The organism is Gelidimonas diazotrophica (assembly GCF_055694025.1).
The window spans coordinates 775325-794841 of record NZ_CM146349.1 but is presented as its reverse complement, the minus strand read 5'-3'; the positions used below and the strand labels follow the sequence as shown (position 1 = coordinate 794841).

The following is a 19517-nucleotide window of genomic DNA, read 5'->3' as shown; positions in this document are numbered from 1 at the left end:
CATCCAGGCCAGCAATTACATGCGTTCGAAAATCCCTGCCGCACCCATGCCGGTACCGACGCACATGGTCACCATACCGTATTTCAGGTTGTTGCGGCGCAATGCGTGGATGGTGGTGGCGGAGCGGATCGCGCCGGTTGCACCCAGCGGATGGCCCAGCGCAATCGCGCCGCCCATCGGGTTGACTTTGGAGGGATCGAGGCCGAGGTCCTGAATCACTGCCAGCGATTGCGCAGCAAACGCTTCATTCAGCTCGAACCAGTCGATCTGGTCTTGCGTGATGCCGGCGGCCTTGCAGGCGGCAGGAATCGCAAACTTCGGACCTATTCCCATGATTTCCGGCGGCACACCTCTGACTGCAAACGAGGCGAAACGTGCCAGCGGGGTCAGGTTGAACTGCTTCAGGATTTTCTCGCTGACCAGGATCAGCGCACCGGCGCCATCCGACATTTGCGAGCTGTTGGCCGCAGTCACCGTGCCCCTGGGATTGAACACCGGCTTGAGCCGGCCCAGCGATTCCAGCGTCGAGTCGGCGCGTGCGCCCTCATCCTGGCTGACGGTACGGGTCTTGATGTCGATTTGGCCGCTGGCCAGGTTCGGTACCCGTTCGATGATGTCGACCGAAGTCATTTCATCGTTGAAGTAACCGGCCTGCTGGGCGGCAATCGCCTTGCGGTGCGAATCGACTGCGAACTGATCTTGCGCTTCACGCGAGATTTTCCATTGCTGCGCGACTTTTTCGGCAGTCAGGCCCATGCCGTAGGCCATGCCGATATTTTCATCCTTGAAGAGATTCATGTTCATCGACGGATGGTGGCCCATCATCGGCACCATCGACATCGATTCGGCACCGGCGGCAATCATCACATCGGACTCACCGACCCGGATGCGGTCTGCCGCCATCGCAATCGTGGTGATGCTGGAGGCGCAGAAACGGTTGACGGTGACGCCGCCGATGGTATTGGGCAATCCGGCCAGCAATATCGCCATGCGCGCCATGTTGCCGCCCTGCTCCGCTTCCGGAAAAGAACAGCCGACGATCGCGTCTTCGATCAGCGCCGGGTCGAGGTTCGGCACCTGCAGCAGCACGCTTTGCAGCACGCGCACCAGCAGGTCGTCCGGACGGGTGTTTTTGAACATGCCGCGCGGCGCCTTGCCGATCGGGGCACGGGTTGCAGCAACGATGTAGGCTTCTTGAAGTTGTTTGGTCATTGTGGTGCTCCTTGTTTTAACTCCCTGCGCTTCAGGCGCAGGGAGCAAAATCGGTCACTCCTGATTGAATCGGAGTGATGATATTAGTTATTAATTATTAGTTGCGAACCGGTTTGCCGGTCTGCATCATGCCCATGATCCGTTCTTGCGTTTTGGGATGATTCAGCAGTTCCATGAAGGCTTTGCGTTCCAGATCGAGCAGCCATTGCTCATTCACGATGCTGCCCTGTTCGACTTCACCGCCGGAGACGATTTCGGCGATCATCGCGCCCAACTTGTAGTCATGGGCCGAGATGAAGCCGCCGTCGCGCATATTGACCAGTTGCGCCATGATGGTTGCCATGCCATAGCGGCCAGCCACCGGCACTTGCACCGGCAGCGGAGCGCGATAACCGGCGTCGAACATCGCGCGCGCTTCGACTTTGGCTACATGCAGCAACTCATAAGTGTTGAATACGATCACGTCGTCAGCCGACAGGTAACCCATTTTCTGCGCTTCCAATGCCGATTTCGACACATTCGCCGTGGCGGCATTGGTGAAAGAGACTTTCAGAAATTGCAGCAAGTCGTTGCCTTTGGCGCTGGCCGCGGCGCGCACGGCAGCTTCTTTCAAGCCGCCGCCGGCAGGGATCAGGCCGACGCCGACTTCCACCAGGCCAATGTAGGACTCAATCGAGGCCACCCGCTTGGCCGCGTGCAGCATAATTTCGCAACCGCCGCCCAGCGCCAGGCCGGCGACTGCGGCAACTACCGGCACATTTGCATATTTCAGCGCCTGATGGACGTTTTGCAGCTTGAAGACTTCCGGCTCGATCGCTTTGACGCCACCGGACATGAACAGCGGCAGCATCGATTGCAAATCGGCGCCAGCGGAGAAAGCGCCGCCTTCGGCTGCATCGGCCTGCCAGATCACCAGACCCTTGAAATTCTTTTCAGCTTCCGCCAGCGCCATTTTCATGCCGTTGACCACGCCGTCGCCAATCACGTGCATCTTGGTCTTGAACGACAGGATCAGCACATCGTCGTTCTGATGCCAGATCCGTACCGAATCGTCTTCATGCACGGTTACGCCGGCAGTGCGGCCATCGGCCGCGCCGTCGCCAAAGACCGGCGCGCGGAATATCTGGCGCGCATAAACCGGCAAAGTGGAACGCGGTACATAACTGTTGCTGATGACAGAATACGAACCGTCAGCGCTATGCACCCCCGAATTATCAGCAACCTGGCCGTCGAACACCCAGGCCGGCAGCGGCGCATTGCACAGCGCTTGGCCGGCGTCGATGTCTTGCTTGACCCAGCTGGCAACTTGCTGCCAGCCGGATGCTTGCCAGGTTTCAAACGGGCCGACGTTCCAGCCGAAACCCCAGCGCATCGCGAAATCGATATCGCGTGCATTGTCGGCCACGGTATCCAGATGGATCGCGATGTAATGGAACACATCGCGGAAAATCGCCCACAGGAATTGCGCTTGCGGGTTGCTCGATTCGCGCAGCGCTTGCATGCGCTTGACCGGATCTTTTTCTTTCAGGATGCGGGCCACGATATCGGCCGCCTTGGCGCCGCCGGCAACATAGCTGCCCGTGGCAAAATCCAGACGCTGGATTTCCTTGCCGACTTTCTTGTAGAAACCGGCGCCGCTCTTCTGACCGAGTGCGCCGGCAGCCACCAGCGTCGCCAGCACATCCGGCGTCTTGTAGATCGCAAAGAACGGGTCATCGGCCAGATTGTCCTGCATGGTCTTGATGACGTGACCCATGGTGTCGAGCCCGACCACGTCGGCAGTGCGGAACGTGCCGGAAGAGGCGCGACCCAGTTTCTTGCCGGTCAGGTCATCAACCACGTCTACCGTCAAGCCGAATTTTTCCGCCTCAAACATGGTTGCCATCATGCCGAATACGCCCACGCGGTTGGCGATGAAGTTCGGCGTATCCTTGGCGCGCACCACGCCTTTGCCCAGCGTAGTGGTCAGGAAGCCTTCGAGCTGGTCGATGATTTCGGGACGGGTCGCAACGGTCGGGATCAGTTCCACCAGATGCATATAGCGCGGCGGATTGAAGAAATGCACGCCGCAGAAGCGTTCTTTCAGTTCCGCACTGAAGCCTTCGGACAATCCGGTGATCGACAGGCCGGACGTGTTGGAAGCGAAAATCGCGTTCGGCGCGATGAATGGGGCGACCTTCTGATACAGGTCGTGCTTCCAGTCCATCCGTTCGGCAATCGCTTCGATGATCAGGTCGCAGCCCTTGAGCAGCTCCAGGTTGTCTTCGTAATTGGCGACTTCGATGTAAGCGGCGTCATCCTTGTTGCCGAACGGCGCCGGGTTGAGTTTTTTCAGGTTCTCGATGGCGCGCAGGACGATGCCGTTTTTCGGCCCCTCCTTGGCAGGCAGATCGAACAATACGACCTGTACTTTGGCATTGATGCAATGGGCGGCGATTTGCGCCCCCATGACGCCGGCACCGAGTACCGCAACTTTTTTGACGATGAAATTTGACATCATTTAATCCTTTGTGGGGTGGGTGCGCGATGCGCACCATTCAACAATTCGGTTCCGACAGGTTGTGGTGCGCATCGCGCACCCTACGAATTGCAATACATTACTATGGAGTATGCAATAAATACATGCAATTACCGCATACATTCATTACGACTTTAAAAATACACTAGCCTGTATATTTTCAGAACAAATCTGCGTCGAGCGCCATCAGACTGGACGAACCGGAGCGCACCTGACGGATCAGCATCGCGGTTTCCGGCAGCAGGCGGGCGAAATAGAAGCGCGCGGTGGCCAGTTTGGCAGTGTAGAAAGTATCGCCGGAGTCCTGTTTTTCCAGTGCGACCTTGGCCATTTGCGCAAAGAAATACGCATACACCAGGTGCCCGACCACGCGCAGATACGGTACCGCGGCAGCCCCGACCTCGTCTGGATTCTGCAGCGCCTTCATGCCGATTTCCATCGTCAGCTTGGTCACTTTGGCGCCGATATCGGCCAGCGGAGTGATGAATTCGGACAGCGCTTCGTTGGTGCCGTTTGCTTCCACGAAGGCTTGAATCTGCGCGCCGAATTTGCGCAATTTGGCGCCGTTGTCCATCAGGATCTTGCGGCCCAGCAAATCCAGCGACTGGATCGTGTTGGTGCCTTCGTAAATCATGTTGATGCGGGCGTCGCGCACATACTGCTCCATGCCCCACTCGGCGATGAAACCGTGGCCGCCGTACACCTGCATGCACTCGGAAGTCGCGATCCAGGCGTTGTCGGTGATGAAGGCTTTCACGACTGGCGTCAGCAACGCGACCTGATCGGCGGCTTCCTTGCGCACATCTGCATCCGGATGATTCAGTTCGCGGTCGATCTGCAGCGCGACGTACGAGCAGAAAGCGCGGCCACCTTCCGCATAGGCTTTGGCGGTCAGCAGCATGCGCCGCACGTCGGCATGCACGATGATCGGGTCGGCTGGCTTGTCCGGTGCTTTCACGCCTGACAGGCTGCGCATCTGGATTCGGTCTTTGGCGTATACCACGGCATTCTGGTAAGCCACTTCGGTCAGGCCCAGGCCTTGCATGCCCACGCCCAGACGCGCCGCATTCATGAACACGAACATCGCATTCAAGCCTTTGTGCGGTTCGCCGATCAGCCAACCGGTGGCGCCGTCCAGGTTCATCTGACAAGTCGAGTTGCCGTGGATACCCATTTTTTCTTCGATCGCACCGCAGGTAATCGGGTTGCGCGCGCCCAGCGTGCCGTCGGCGTTCGGCAGGAACTTCGGTACCAGGAACAGCGAAATGCCTTTCGAGCCTTCCGGTGCGCCTGGCAGACGTGCCAGCACCAGATGCAGGATGTTCGGCGCCACGTCGTGTTCGCCGGCCGAGATGAAAATTTTGCTGCCGCTGATCTTGTAGGAGCCGTCCGCCTGTGGCTCTGCCTTCGAGCGCAGCAGGCCCAGATCGGTGCCGCAATGTGACTCGGTCAGGCACATGGTGCCGGTCCATTCGCCGGAGATCAGCTTTGGCAGGTACAGCGCTTTTTGCTCCGGCGTGCCGTGTTCGTGCAGACATTCATACGCGCCGTGCGACAGGCCGGGGTACATGGTCCAGGCCTGGTTGGCCGAATTCATCATCTCGTAGAACGAATTGTTGAGCACCAGCGGCAAACCCTGGCCGCCGTATTCCGGGTCGCACGATAATGCCGGCCAGCCGGCATCGACATATTGCTGGTACGCTTCCTTGTAGCCCTTTGGCGTGGTCACGCTGTGCGCGGCCTTGTCGTGATGACAGCCTTCGCGGTCACCGGAGTGGTTTAACGGGAACAATACTTCCGAGGTGAATTTGCCGCCCTCTTCCAGTACCTGATTGATGATATCGGCATCGATATCCGCATGTTTCGGCAATTGCTTCAGTGCATCTTCAACATGCAGCAATTCATGCAGTACGAATTGCATATCACGCAAGGGAGCGACGTATTGACCCATTATTTTCTCCTGATAACATTCAAATTAAAAAACTTATGTGGTGGTGGATTTACTATTTCGGCCATTCGCATCTGGTGCCGGCATGCGATAGCTTTTAATCAAGCGTTCAAAACCGATTTGTGCCCGCTCCACACTGCCAGGCACCTGCAAGAACCGGGCATCATGATGCAAGGCAAGAATCAGCCCGTAAATCTCGAAGACCATTTGCTGCGGATTGGTCTCAGTGCGTAAATGGCCCATTTCGACCGCTTGCTGTGCGCAACGCAGCAAGGCTTCCTGCCAAGTGCGCACCATGCCGACTAAGGCATCGCGAATCTGGCCCGGTCGGTCATCGTATTCGGCAGCACCGCTGATGTAGATGCAGCCGGAAGCGATCTCAACCGTCACGCGCTTGACCCAGCGCGCAAACATCTCTTCCAGCCGCGGCAATCCACGCGGCGCCTTTGTACTTGGATAAAACACTTCCTGCTCGAAATGGCTGTGATACAACTTCAGCACTTCGATTTGCAAATCTTCGCGTGAGCCGAAATGCGCAAACACGCCGGATTTACTCATGTGCATCTTTTCTGCAAGCAAACCAATCGTCAGACCTTCCAAGCCGTTCCGGCTAGCAAGATTCAGGGCCACATCGAGAATGGCGGCGCGGGTAAGCTCGCCTTTTCTCATGGATTTTAATGGCGTATTAATAATGTTCAAGGGTATCCAAATGGTGTTTAATCGATTTGCAGAAGTCTGGCACAAATCAAATAGGAACGGCCGTTCTATTTTATGCTGCACGCTACAAATGTCAAACCGGAAGTTTAGAGCTGACGTTCTATTTGGTGGTGCGGGGGATTATTGAAGAATTGCGTTGGGTTAGCGAGTGCGTAACCCGACATTTGCGGTTGAGAATGTCGGATTACGCGATGAAGCCGCTCATCCAACCTACACAATTGCGTGCGTCTTATGTATTTGATTTATCCAGCAGCCGCCGGTCGCGCTTGGTTGGGCGGCCCTTGATCTCGCTGGTAGGTTCATGGAACAGACGCCGTTGTTCGGTCTCGTTCTGGCGTTTCGAACTGCTTTTAGGGGTTTCTGCATACAGCAGTTGCGCTTGCGGGGCGGAACCGCGCAGGTCCGACAAGCCGACCACCTCGACTTCCCATTCGGTCGCGCCATTGTTGATGGTTAGCATGTCGCCGAGCTTGAGGTTGCGCGCCGGTTTTACGCGCTCATCGTTGCAGCGCACCTTGCCGTTATCGACCGCATCCGTGGCAAGCGAACGCGTCTTGAAAAAGCGCGCGGCCCACAGCCATTTATCGATACGAACATGGTCAGACATCATCACTCCCATTGTGCATTCCAGAGCGCTGCTTGGCCACTGCCTGCTGCAAGCTTGCCAATTGCAGCAGCATCTCTTCCTGCATCAGCAGCAAGCCCGGCTCCAATGCCTTGGCGGCGGCAAATTGACCGGCGTTATTCAAACTCACAATTTCCGGCCCGATATCATGCACCCTGACATGCAGCGCTTCCAGCGCGGAAAATTCCGGCAAATGGCCATAATGCGTACTGCCATGGCCGTCATACCATAGGCCGAAACGACAGCAATGATGGTCATTGGGCTGCGAAAAATTCAATGCACTTTGGCCATCGCTCGAATCCATCACTTGCCTGACCCACTTCCGAAGATCATATTGCGCCACCAGCAGCGGAAAATCATTGTCATCCAATTTGGTATCGGCCCATTCAGCCCACAGTGGTGCAGGACGGTATTGCCGTGACCAGGCCACCACCTGCGCTGCCGGCATCGGGCGGGCAATGCCGTAACCTTGCGCGAGATCGCATCCCAGCTGCATCAGCAACATCCCATGCTCGGCAGTTTCCACCCCTTCCGCAATGACGGTGCGATTAAATACCGCTGCCAGGCTGATGACCGCCTTGACCAGTGCCAAATCCGCTTGATCATCGAGCATGTCCCGCACAAAGCTTTGATCGATTTTCAACACATCGGCGGGCAAGCGTTTGAGGTAGGTCAACGATGAATAGCCGGTGCCAAAATCATCCAGTGCGAAAGTCACGCCCAGCGCATGGCAGGCTGTAATCAGATTGCGCACGTAAATGATATCGCCCAGCGCGGCCGACTCCAGGATTTCCAGCTCCAGCAGGCGCGGCGATACTGCAGGATGGGCGGCCAGGATCTCTTTGAGTCGCGCCAGGAAATCAGGACGTTCACAGTGACGTGCGGCAATATTGACGCTGACAACCCAGCTCGCCCCCAACTCCGCCCACAACGCCATTTGCCGCAGGGCTTCGTGCAGCACCCACTCGCCGATATCGACGATCAGGTCGGTCTGCTCGACCAGGGGCAGGAAATCCAGCGGCCCGATCACGCCTCTTTCAGGATGGTGCCAGCGCAACAGCGCTTCCATCCCGACCACCTGCCCGCGCCGCATATCGACCTTGGGCTGATAGTACAAACGCAACTCGCCCTGCAATAACGCCCGGCGAATACGATTCAGCTGATGCTGCTGGCTTTGCGCCTGATGATCCTGATTGGTGTCAAACAGATGATAGCGACTGCGCCCGGCCTGCTTGGCTTGATACATGGCCTGATCGGCATGCCGCAGCAGGGTATCCGGATCGACATCGTCCTGCGAATACACCGCCACGCCGATGCTGGCAGTAACCTGGACCGGCTGGCCATCGAGCAGATAAGGCTCGGCCACTTTCGCCAGAATCCGGCTCATCGCCCGCCCAATTTCATTGGTATCGTTCAAGCCACTGAGCAGCAGGACGAACTCATCTCCGCCCAGACGGGCCACGGTATCCTCGCCTCGGAGCGCGCATGACAAGCGGCCGGCCAACTCTATGAGCAAACGATCGCCCAGTTCATGGCCGTAATAATCGTTGACCGGCTTGAAACCATCCAAATCAAGCAGGCAAACCACCAGCAACTGCTGGTGGCGCTGCGCGCCGGCGATGGCCTGCTTGAAGCGATCTGCCAGCAAGACCCGATTGGGCAGCCTGGTCAACGCGTCATGATTGGCCTGCCAGGTGATCTGGTTGAGCAGATGGCGCTTCTCGCTGACATCGCGAAACACCAGCACGCAGCCGAATAGCGTGCCTTCAGGATTGCGGATGGGCGCTACCGAACATTCGATCGAACACTCTTTGCCCTCCTTGCCCAGCAATATCAAGTTGGTAAGCGCCGTACCGGGTTCTCCCGAGGTGACGGACGAGATGAAATCCTTGGCAGGCTGCCTGGTCGTTTCATCCAACACCTTGAAAACCGCCTCCAGCGAATGCCCTTGCACCGCATCGAAAGTACACCCGGTCAGCTGCTGCGCCACGCCGTTAAGCGTCTCTACCCGGCCCGCCAGGTCGATGGTAATCACCGCGTCGCCAATCGACGCAAGCGTCACTTCAACCCACTCTTTTTCCGCTTGCAGTGCGATTTGCGCCTGTTTGCGCTCGGTAATGTCGACAATCGCACCGATCAAACCGGCCACGCTGCCGTCAACATTGGTGTAGGTGGCCTTGCAATAAATGACATCCCGCAAGACGCCTTGGGCCAGGATGGTGATTTCGTAGTTTTGCCAACCCGGGTGTTGGAATAGCTCGGCATCCATTTTCAAGTGATATGAAACAATCTCCGGCACACTGGAAAATACATCCTGCACAGTACGGTCGATAACTTCGGCCGCAGAGAATCCATACAATTTTTCCCAGGCTGCATTTACACCGAGGCACAGCCCATCGGCATCCTTAAAATAGATAGGGATCGGCAACGCCGCCAGCAACTGCTGGTTGAAATGCAGTTGCTGGCTTTGCATGCCGTGACTTTCTTTCAACGACTGCAACAAGGCTTCCAGTTCGGCTGCCATGTCATTGAACGCGCTGGCCACCGCGCGGGTCTCGGTGCCGCCACTGGTCGGCACGCGCACGCTGTAATTGCCCGACTTGAAGCGCTTGACCGCAACTGAGAGTTGCCCAAGTGCAGCAAGATTGCTGCGCAGGATCAGATTGACCAGTACGAATATCGCCAGAATAAATGCGCTGAAAAGCTTGCCCCAATCCAGAAATCGGTACCAAATCTTGTTGATGACCGGGACCGGCGTGATCCGCAAGCGTAGGACACCGTAGTGCTCGCCGCCGAGCATGACCGGCCCCGCAATTTCTAATGCAGGGATCGAAAGCAGGCGCACAAACCAGGCCGGCGCAACCAGCGCGGCGCTGTCATCCATATCCATCACTTGTAGCAGATTCAATTGGTACTGCCACTGAACCCATTCAAGATCAGCGCGCTCCCTGACTTGCAATTGCAGCAATTGCCTGATCGCGCCGAGGTCCCAAGTCACTACTTGCTCGGCCAATGTCGGCGCCAGATAACGTTGTATTTCGTGCAATTCTTCCCGGTAGCTTATCTGCGCATCGGATTTTGCATCCGACAGCAGCCAGTATCCCTGGACCACATTCACCAATAGGATCAGCAAGAGAATTGGCAGTGACAAACGCGCATACAGCCCGGTATTGCGCCATACCTGCATTATTTTTTCAATCAGATACCGCACTAGTTTCCTACCTTGGTAGTGCGGTAAAACCGCCGATAATTTTCATAGTCCGCTTTGTCTGCGACGATGAATTCCCGCAATTGCCGACTCTGGAGAAGATCGGCGGCCGCCTGCAGAACCTGCCGTCCCTCGGTATCTGCTCCCATTCCCAGCAACGCTTTCTGTACCCGCGCAACTTTATCCAAGGCAACACGAGGATGCGCCAGCACCGGCAGATCGAGATACGGCTCGGAACTGTACAGCACGCGATACTTGAATCCCTCGCGCTGCGCATAATTCTCCATCACCTGACTATTCACCCCGGCAGCGGCCACCGTGCCCAGCTCCAGACGCGCCATACCCGACTCCTGATTGCCGGTAAACAAGGGCTTGACCCGCACGCCGGCCCGCAGCAAGCCATCCATTGGCAGCGAGTAACCGGCAAACGCGCCAAGCGAGGGAAAAGCGACTTCCTTGCCCTGCAAATCGCTCAGTGTCTTCATCGGGGAATGGTCCGGCACCACGATCTGACCACGAATCCCCGGCGTATTGAAGCGAGCGATGACCTGATAACCGAGCTGGTCGCGCTCGGGCGTGAAGAGATGGTTGGTATACACAAAGTCAAACTCGCCGCGCAGCGTCATCTGCGTGGTTTCCTGAGCAGTCTTGCCCATCTTCAAGCGTAATGGCACGCCGCTTCTGGCGCTGACATAGCGCAAAATCGGATTCCACAATTCTGCGGTCATTGTGATGGAGCGCTGATTCAGTACGCCGAAATAGGTGTAGGTGGGTGCCGAGGCGACCTCGGTGGCGCAAACTTGGGCCGAACTGCATGCCAGCCCGAAAAAAAGCAGAAAAACACGCGCAAGAAAATTTGGCTGGTTCATCATTCCCCCCTGAAAATATACATGGCCGCAGCGATGGCGGCCAATCTACTTATTTATCTTTGGCAAGTGTACAGCCAGCAACAATTTTGACAAAGTCAGCGCCGCGATTTGGGTCTCTGATACGGTGGCTATAGTGACTATTTTGAGGCTTAGGAATAACTACCCAGGGTAACGATGCGCATCACACCCCGATAAACCAGATACGTGAAGCCATACCAGACCCGCTTGTACCACGGAATATTGGCGAAATCCTCCAGCTGGATCATCACGCCAGCGGCAATGCCATCCTCGATATGACGCCGCAGCGTGCCGGCAAATGCGGCATCCTTCACCACTACATTCGCCTCCTGATTGATGAACAGGCTCAGGCCATCGCAATTGCTGGAGCCGACCGTGGCCCAATCGTCATCCACCACCGCAACCTTGCCGTGCAACTGGGTCTTGCGGTATTCGACCACCTTGACGCCGCTTTTCAGCAGCTTCGGATAAAACGCATGCGCCACTGAATCCTGCAATCGGAACTGGCCGACCCCGATCAGCAACGTCACCTCCACCCCGCGCGCTGCGGCAGCCGCCAGCGCCCGGCGAAACTTGTGGCCCGGGGCAAAATAGGGATTGGCCAGCAATGCGCTCTTGCGCGCACCGCCCAGCGCCTGCAGGTAAGCGCGCTGGATGGTGCGGCGATTGCGCAGATTGTCGCGCACCACCAGCCCGGCCAGCGCCGGCTGGTTCGATCGCGTCGGCCGCTTGGTGCGCAATTCCTGGAACAGTTCCAGCCGCGCTATCAGCGGCATCTTGCCCAAGCGCGCCCACTGCGCCCGCGCCTCGTCATAAATCACGTCGACCAGCGGGCCGTGCACCTGCACCGCAAAATCCCAGCGCGGCGCAGGCAGCAGCACCGATGCATTGCTGTCATCCTGCAAGTCGTTATTGATATTCAGGCCGCCGACGAACGCGCATTTCCGGTCCACCACGCAGATCTTGCGGTGCAAACGCGCCACGCCGCGACGAAACCAGGGATTGAAGATGCGATGATGCACGCCGGCTGCCTGCAGTTCGGCGTCGAGCAGGCCAACCGGAACGCGCCCGGTGCCGTGCCAATCGCTGATCACATTGACCGCCACGCCGCGCGCCGCCGCCCGCTTGAGCGCCGCCCTGACGGCCTGGCCGGTGATGTCGTCGGCAAAAATATAGGTTTCCAGGTACACCTCGGACGCCGCCGAATCCATCGCCGCAATCAGGGCCGGGAAAAATTCGGTGCCGCAATACAGCAACGTGACGGTGTTTTGAGAAGTGAAGTTGACTTGTCGCATGGGCCGCGACTAGCAAAGACGCAGCGTCGCGATAATCGGTGCATGATCCGACAGCCCGGCCCACAGCGCGCCGTGCAGCACCTCGGCCGACTCGATCGTAAAACCGCGCACATAAATCCGGTCCAGCCGCAACAGCGGCAAACCGGCGGGAAAGGTGCGCGCCGGCATTGCCGTCGGCACACGGCGGCTCTTGCGGTGCAAATAATCGCGCAGGCGCAGCTTGGGCATTCCATCGTCGAATACTTCCGTCACGCCCAGGCGCGACTGCAGCGCCGCGCTCAGGCGATTGCCCCAGTCGTTGAAATCGCCGGCAATGATAATCGGCGCGCCCGGCGTTGCGGAGGCCTCGATAGTTTCGATCAAGCCCTCGGTCTGGCGTCGCCGCCCAGCCGCAAACAACCCCAGATGTATCACATAGCAATGCACCTCGACGGCTGGCGTGCGCACCACGCAATGCAGAATTCCGCGTTGCTCGAATGCATGGTCAGAGATATCCCGATTGCTCGAAGAAGCAATCTCGAACTGACTCAGCAGCGCATTGCCGTGATGGCCGTGGCTATACACCGCATTCATCCCATATGCCGAATGGCGTGAGGCGCCAGCCAGAAAGGCCGCCTGCGCCTGACTTGGCCACAGCGGATAGCGCGCCGCATGCAAATCATGCCGTCCCTGCACTTCCTGCAGAAACACCAAATCTGCATCGAGTGCATCGATAGCCTTCTTCATCGCCAGAATGCGCGGATGGCTGCCAAAGGAAGACATGCCCTTGTGGATGTTATAAGTTGCGATGCTTAGTTTCATGTGAATATTCTACCGTCTGCTGATCAGATTACAACCACTGTATTCTTACTGCGCAGCCCCCATGAATAACAATAAACATGGGAGTATGATTAATAACCATGCCTTTTCCGCAATAAAACAGTGCGGTATAAAAAATACATTTATCAGTATGCTGCTTATCGAAAACCGTGCTGGTTAAACGCAATCAGCCCCGTAGTAGGTTGGGTAAGCGATAGCGTAACCCGACATTCCCAGCCGCAAATGTCGGGTTACGCGATGAAGCCGCTAACCCGACCTACGCACTGCGCAGCCCCCATAAATAACAATAAACATGGGAGTATGGTTAATAACTATGCCTTTTCCGCAATAAAACAGTGCGGTATAAAAAATACATTTATCATGTATGCTGCTTTATCGAAAACCGCGCTGGTTAAATGCAATCAGCCCCGTAGTAGGTTGGGTAAGCGATAGCGTAACCCGACATTCCCAGCCGCAAATGTCGGGTTACGCGATGAAGCCGCTAACCCAACCTACGCCCCCCCCCTTTTCAAGAGGGACAGAGTTATTCCAGATGTGCCGGCAACTGCAAAATCGCTTCCGCATTCGAAGGCGAAAAACACTGATCCGCCGCTTCGCGGTAAGGCAGCCAGCGATACCGGACATGCTCACGCGGAGCCAGCACAATCGGGATCTCGCGCGGCACCAGAAGCCCAAACACATGTTCGGTATTCTGCGTCACCTCGGGCGCATAACGATGGCGCCAGATCGGATAGATTTCATAGATATTCGATAGCTGCCAGTCACGCAGATGATGCAGCGGCACCGCAGACCCGCCCGGCTGTGCGCAATCCGCCACCAGAATTCCAGTCTCTTCCGCCACTTCGCGCGCTGCAGTGCGCGCCAACGGCTCCTCCGGAAAATCCTTCGAACCGGTCACCGACTGCCAATAGCCCGGATGATCGGCGCGCTCTATCAGCAGCACATCGAGATTGGCGGCATGGATCACGACCAGCACGGATTCGGGGATTTTAGGAGTCATCGTTATATCAATGCAATGTTATGTCGAAAAAAAAGCGCGGAAATCCGCGCCCTTTTTTATTATGATTATGCTTGCAACTTATGCCTTGAAACCGTCTGACATCAAGCCTTCGCCACTGGTTCCACATTGCGCAAGCGGATATGCAATTCCTGCAATTGCTTCTCGTCCACTGCCGACGGTGCCTGTGTCAACAGGCACTGGGCGCGCTGGGTTTTAGGGAAGGCGATAACGTCGCGAATCGAGTCGGAACCGGTCATCATCGTCACCAGGCGATCCAGGCCGAACGCCAGGCCGCCGTGCGGCGGCGCGCCGTATTGCAGCGCATCAAGCAGGAAGCCGAATTTGAGCTGGGCTTCCTCGGCATCGATATTCAACGCGCGGAACACTTTGCTCTGCACTTCGGCGCGGTGGATACGGATCGAACCGCCGCCCAGTTCCCAGCCGTTCAAGACCATGTCGTACGCCTTGGCAATGCACTTGCCGGGATCGGTTTCGAGATAATCTTCGTGGCCGTCTTTCGGCGCAGTGAACGGATGGTGGCAAGCGTTCCAGCGCTGACCATCTTCATCGAATTCGAACATCGGGAAATCCACCACCCACAGCGGACGCCATGCATCGTCGAACAAATCGTGGCTCTTGCCGAAGTCGGAATGACCGATCTTCACGCGCAAGGCGCCGATCGCATCATTGACGACCTTGGTCTTGTCGGCGCCGAAGAAAATCAGATCGCCGTCTTGTGCGCCGGTTTGCAGCACGATTTGCGCCAGCGCAGCATCGTGCAGGTTCTTGACGATCGGCGATTGCAAGCCTTCGCGGCCCAAGGCGATTTCATTGACCTTGATGTAGGCCAGACCCTTGGCGCCGTAGATCGCGACGAACTGGGTGTAGGCGTCGATCTCGGAGCGCGGCATCGCCGCACCGCCCGGCACCCGCAAGCCGACCACACGACCGCCTTCCATGTTGGCTGCGCCACTGAATACCTTGAAATCGACATCTTTCATGACCTCGGTCAGGTCGGTGAATTCCAGTTTGACGCGCATGTCCGGTTTGTCGGAGCCGTACACGCCCATCGCGGTGGCGTAATCCATCACCGGGAACGGGTTGGGCAGTTCGACGCTCAGACAGTTCTTGAACACCAGGCGGATCATGTCTTCGAACATGTCGCGGATTTCCTGCTCGTTCAAAAATGAAGTTTCGCAATCGATCTGGGTGAATTCAGGCTGGCGGTCGGCGCGCAAGTCTTCATCGCGGAAGCATTTGGTAATCTGATAATAACGGTCGAAGTTGGCGACCATCAGCAATTGCTTGAACAATTGCGGCGATTGCGGCAGCGCGAAGAATGCGCCGGCATTCACGCGTGACGGCACCAGATAATCGCGCGCGCCTTCGGGCGTGGATTTGGTCAGCATCGGGGTTTCGATATCGATGAAGCCGAGTTCATCGAGGAACTTGCGCACTTCCATCGTCACCTTGTAGCGCAGCCGCAAATTGTTTTGCATTTGCGGGCGGCGCAAATCCAGCACCCGGTGCGTCAGGCGCGTGGTTTCCGACAGATTATCGTCATCGAGCTGGAACGGCGGCGTAACCGATGGATTGAGCACTTCCAAGGTCTCGCACACTACTTCGATCTTGCCGGATTTCAGGTTGTTGTTAACGGTGCCGTCCGGGCGGTGGCGCACGGTGCCGATGGCGCGCAGGCAGAATTCGTTGCGCACTTGCTCGGCCGCCTTGAATACCTCGGCTTGCTCCGGATTGCAGACGATCTGCACCAAGCCCTCACGGTCGCGCAAGTCGATGAAAATGACGCCGCCGTGATCGCGGCGACGATGCACCCAGCCGCACAGGCTAACGGTTTGGCCGAGCAGTGCCTCGGTGGTGAGGCCGCAGTAGTTGGTTCGCATGGAGGACATTGTCTTACCCTGTCTATATCAAAATTCAGTGTTCGGTTGTTCGGTTATTTAGCAAATCGTTATGGCGCAGTTTTTTTGGGGCGTGGCGCAGCGGTATTTTCCGGCGCCACCACGCCCATCGAGACAATATAACGCAGCGCTGCATCGACGCTCATGTTCAGCTCGATCACATCTGCCCTGGGCATCATCAGAAAAAAGCCTGAAGTCGGATTTGGCGTGGTCGGTACGTAGACGCTGACGTAATCGCCCAGCAAATGGTTTTTGACATCGCCGCCCGGGGTACCCGTCATGAAGGCGATAGTCCACGAGCCTTCACGCGGATATTGCACCAGCAAGGCCTTGCGAAAGGCATTGCCGTTCGGCGAAAAGAGCGTATCGGAAACCTGTTTGACGCCGGAATAAATCGAATTGACCACCGGAATGCGCCTGAGCACACCCTCCCAGGCGACCACCACATAGTTGCCAATGAAGTTCTGCGCCAGCAAGCCGACCAGGAAGATCGACAGCAATGTGAGAATCGTTCCCAGCCCAGGCAAGTTGAAACCAAACAGCGTCTTCGGTTGCCAGCGCTCCGGCAACAGCAGCAAGGATTGATCCATGGTGCCGATAATCAGGCTCAACACCCACAAGGTAATGACCAGCGGCACCAGAACCAACAAACCCGTGATGAAATATTTGCGCATGGCTTTCTTTATTGCCAACCGTCAGGGCTGACAGCAGGTAGTTCAGTTAAACGCGAAAGTCGCGTAGCGACTCACTTCGCTCCCCTCTCCCGCGAGCGGGAGAGGGGCTGGGGGGTGAAGCAGGTGTTTCGGATGGCATGCCATCCGCCTGCGTAACGGTCTCCGCTTGCAAGCGGAGACGCGCACTGCAAGTGAGGGAACCCAGTTCCAATATTATTCATTCCGGATCTATAGATGGCGATTATTTCTCGGCAGAAGCACTTGCTTTGCTGCCGGCAGAGACGCCGGACGGCGCCGCTGGCGCTGGCGTTGCAGCTGCAGTTGCTGTCGTTGTTGCAGCGCTGCTGTCAGACGACGCGCCGGCAGTCGAAGTTTCACCGCCCCCGTTGGCGTTGGCGCTAGCGCCAGTATTAGCGCCGCCAGAACCGCCGCGAAAATCGGTCGCATACCAACCCGACCCCTTCAACTGAAAAGCGGCAGCAGTGACTTGCTTTTTAAAGCTGGATTTGCCGCAAGAAGGGCATTCAGTCAACTGCGCATCAGACATCTTTTGCAGCACATCTTTGGCAAAGCCACAGACTTCGCAGCGGTAAGCATAGATTGGCATGGTAATCCCGGAAAAATCATCCAAAACCCGGCATTATAAAGGTTTTCGCTGGCACTATCATCGCGCTGGCAGGGCTTCAACAAAATTGCCTGGAAGCACTTGGGAGCGCCGGCAAAGGCAGTCGGCAAACCGGCGGTGATTGAAAAGCATGATTTTCAGATCAGGAAGGCCACATTGGTTGGTGTCAATGCGACGCATCCTTCTCACGTAAAGCCTGCAAAACGTTTGCTGGGGCCAACGCGGCGTAGCCTGCCAGACGCTTGAACGCAGTAAGTTTTTTCGATTTTTCAGCCTGAGAAATAATCTCGGCTTTGGTTGCGCCACGCTGCACCGCCTGGCCGATTTCGGCTTGCAATGTTATGAGATAGGCGCGGGTGTCAGCGTCCAGCCGCGCCAGTTCAACGAGTGTGCCGCGGCCGGGAACAATCTGGCGCGGACGCAAGCCGGCAAGACTATCGTAAGCAGCGATCCAGCTGGCGATGCGGCTGTCGGGAGTGAGCGTGAGCAAGACGTCGGATTGCATGATGGCGCCAGCGAACGCGATTTCCTGCCGTGGCAGCCAGACCGCGATGTTGCCGGAACTTTGAGATGGACCGAAATACGATAATTGCAGCAGGCTGTCGCTGAAGCGGACCTCTTCCATGTCGCCAGAAAAACCGCGTGGCAGGGCGATTTCGGTACCGTAAGCCTTTTCCTGGAGCAACGCCTGCATCGCCTTGAGTTGATCGGCACCGCGCATCTCCATCAGTTTGCGGGCTTCCTCATGGGCAATCAGGGGCACACCGAGTTTTTTGAAGTAGCTGTTGCCGAGCCAGCGCGCCGGGTCGGAACCTGTGTTGATAACGTATCTGATCGGGTAGCTGCTGACTTTCTCGATTGCCCGATGCAGCATCTGGGCCACGCGATAAGAGGGGCCGCTGTCGATGACGACCACCCCGGCCGAAGTGGCGACAAAGCCGAGGTTGACCGTCAGCGCATCGTTGCCGTAACTGGCCGGTTTGAGGTCGCCATACACGACATACACGCCGGGAGCGACCCGCACCGGTTCCAATTGCAAATCTGCCGCAGCAGCCAACGCGCAGCAGCACGCCATGACAATTCCAAGCAAGCCGCGCAACGACAGAATGGATTTGTTTTTTGTCATTCTCAACATGGGATCAGGTTCCAAAAAATCGTGTGCCGAGTGTAACGTATCCCGAAGCCGGCAAATGTCACGCCAGTCGCTGCCATACCTGCCAGCGTTCACGGCCGGCGAAGGCTGCAATCGAATCGATCACCGGCCTATCGTCGATGCGCTCGAAATAAGGCTTGAGCAAGGCATCCAGCTGTGCAGCGGCGATGCCGAATGGCGGGCCTTTGGGAGTGTCGTCGAAGTAGAAAAAGCCGGCCAGCAATCCACCGGGCGGCAGCAAAGCGGCCCAGCGCGCTGCGATTGCGGCACGCATACGCGGCGGCAGCGCGCACAGAAATGCCCGTTCGTAAATAATGTCAGGCGGTTTTTGGGGTGTGAAGGTAAAGAAATCCGCCTGCTCCACCCGCGCCGCCCACTGACCTAACAGCGCGCGCGCAGCGTCAACCGCAGCCGCAGAAAAATCGATGGCAGTCACGTCCCAGCCGGCCTCGGACAAATAAGCAACTTCGTAAGCGCTGCCACAGCCTGGAATCAGCACCGCCGCATTAGGTGACACTTGCGCCGCTTCCGCAACAAAATCCCGCAAAGCGGCCGGCACGCCGCCCTTGTCCCACGGCATGAAATTGCGGTCGAAGCGCTCATTCCAGAACGCCTGGTCGGTCGGATCGCGGGTCTCGAAGGTCGTCATGGAGTGGTCTTTTTGGGGAGGATGGGATTCAGGGCAGAAGTGAAACGCGCTTCTATTTTTTATACTACTGGACGTATTTTAACGATCCGCTTTGTTTATATGCGGAGAAAGTGTGCTTTATAAGCATACTCCATATAAATTAAATATATTGCGGCTGCTCGCTCCCCTATGAAAAGCTCCCTCTCCCGCTTGCGGGAGAGGGTTGGGGAGAGGGTGCGTGCAATGACCAAGGTAGACCAAAACAAGGTAAAAACTTGATGGCCTTGCC

General features: G+C 57.0%; 15 protein-coding genes. All 15 read right to left on the bottom strand.

What is annotated here, in order from left to right; genetic code table 11:
• Window positions 1-15 precede the first annotated feature (15 nt).
• The 15 genes from KGFNPO_RS03710 to KGFNPO_RS03640 all read right to left on the bottom strand — a co-directional run bounded on the left by KGFNPO_RS03710 (window position 16) and on the right by KGFNPO_RS03640 (window position 19249).
• Window positions 16-1212: an acetyl-CoA C-acyltransferase gene (locus tag KGFNPO_RS03710; protein WP_472633151.1), complete on the bottom strand. Its 1197-nt coding sequence runs from the start codon at window positions 1210-1212 to the stop codon at window positions 16-18.
• 97 nt (window positions 1213-1309) lie between these two features.
• Complete coding sequence (locus KGFNPO_RS03705) at window positions 1310-3709, bottom strand: 3-hydroxyacyl-CoA dehydrogenase/enoyl-CoA hydratase family protein (protein WP_472633150.1); 2400 nt, start codon at window positions 3707-3709, stop codon at window positions 1310-1312.
• A gap of 181 nt (window positions 3710-3890) precedes the next feature.
• The gene (locus KGFNPO_RS03700; RefSeq protein WP_472633149.1) at window positions 3891-5681 is read right to left on the bottom strand and encodes an acyl-CoA dehydrogenase C-terminal domain-containing protein; all 1791 of its coding nucleotides are present in this window, start codon (window positions 5679-5681) and stop codon (window positions 3891-3893) included.
• 33 nt (window positions 5682-5714) lie between these two features.
• Window positions 5715-6347, bottom strand: a complete 633-nt coding sequence (locus tag KGFNPO_RS03695) for a TetR/AcrR family transcriptional regulator (protein ID WP_472633148.1) — start codon at window positions 6345-6347, stop codon at window positions 5715-5717.
• Between the two features lie 277 nt (window positions 6348-6624).
• On the bottom strand, window positions 6625-7002 hold the full coding sequence (locus KGFNPO_RS03690; protein ID WP_472633147.1) for an RNA-binding S4 domain-containing protein: 378 nt from the start codon (window positions 7000-7002) through the stop codon (window positions 6625-6627).
• The gene (locus KGFNPO_RS03685) at window positions 6995-10231 is read right to left on the bottom strand and encodes an EAL domain-containing protein (protein ID WP_472633146.1); all 3237 of its coding nucleotides are present in this window, start codon (window positions 10229-10231) and stop codon (window positions 6995-6997) included. Before KGFNPO_RS03685 ends, KGFNPO_RS03690 begins: the two co-directional genes overlap by 8 nt.
• Window positions 10231-11097 (bottom strand): phosphate/phosphite/phosphonate ABC transporter substrate-binding protein, encoded by an 867-nt coding sequence (locus tag KGFNPO_RS03680; protein ID WP_472633145.1) that lies wholly within the window; start codon window positions 11095-11097, stop codon window positions 10231-10233. The genes KGFNPO_RS03685 and KGFNPO_RS03680 overlap by 1 nt, the downstream gene beginning before the upstream one ends.
• A 149-nt stretch (window positions 11098-11246) precedes the next feature.
• Entirely contained in the window at window positions 11247-12410 is a 1164-nt protein-coding gene (gene clsB / locus KGFNPO_RS03675) for a cardiolipin synthase ClsB (RefSeq protein ID WP_472633144.1), read from the bottom strand.
• Between the two features lie 9 nt (window positions 12411-12419).
• Window positions 12420-13211 carry an endonuclease/exonuclease/phosphatase family protein gene (locus KGFNPO_RS03670; protein ID WP_472633143.1) on the bottom strand — a complete coding sequence of 264 codons (792 nt, stop codon included), beginning with the start codon at window positions 13209-13211 and terminating at the stop codon, window positions 12420-12422.
• Between the two features lie 541 nt (window positions 13212-13752).
• Complete coding sequence (gene nudB, locus KGFNPO_RS03665; protein WP_472633142.1) at window positions 13753-14229, bottom strand: dihydroneopterin triphosphate diphosphatase; 477 nt, start codon at window positions 14227-14229, stop codon at window positions 13753-13755.
• A gap of 101 nt (window positions 14230-14330) precedes the next feature.
• Entirely contained in the window at window positions 14331-16130 is a 1800-nt protein-coding gene (gene aspS / locus KGFNPO_RS03660; protein ID WP_472634382.1) for an aspartate--tRNA ligase, read from the bottom strand.
• 68 nt (window positions 16131-16198) lie between these two features.
• On the bottom strand, window positions 16199-16822 hold the full coding sequence (locus tag KGFNPO_RS03655; protein ID WP_472614816.1) for a DUF502 domain-containing protein: 624 nt from the start codon (window positions 16820-16822) through the stop codon (window positions 16199-16201).
• Window positions 16823-17063: 241 nt separating this feature from the next.
• A complete protein-coding gene (locus KGFNPO_RS03650; RefSeq protein ID WP_472633141.1) occupies window positions 17064-17429 on the bottom strand; it encodes an FmdB family zinc ribbon protein in 366 nt (121 codons plus the stop codon).
• Between the two features lie 184 nt (window positions 17430-17613).
• The gene (locus KGFNPO_RS03645) at window positions 17614-18582 is read right to left on the bottom strand and encodes an MBL fold metallo-hydrolase (protein WP_472633140.1); all 969 of its coding nucleotides are present in this window, start codon (window positions 18580-18582) and stop codon (window positions 17614-17616) included.
• Between the two features lie 58 nt (window positions 18583-18640).
• Window positions 18641-19249, bottom strand: a complete 609-nt coding sequence (locus tag KGFNPO_RS03640; RefSeq protein WP_472633139.1) for a methyltransferase domain-containing protein — start codon at window positions 19247-19249, stop codon at window positions 18641-18643.
• Window positions 19250-19517: the final 268 nt, after the last annotated feature.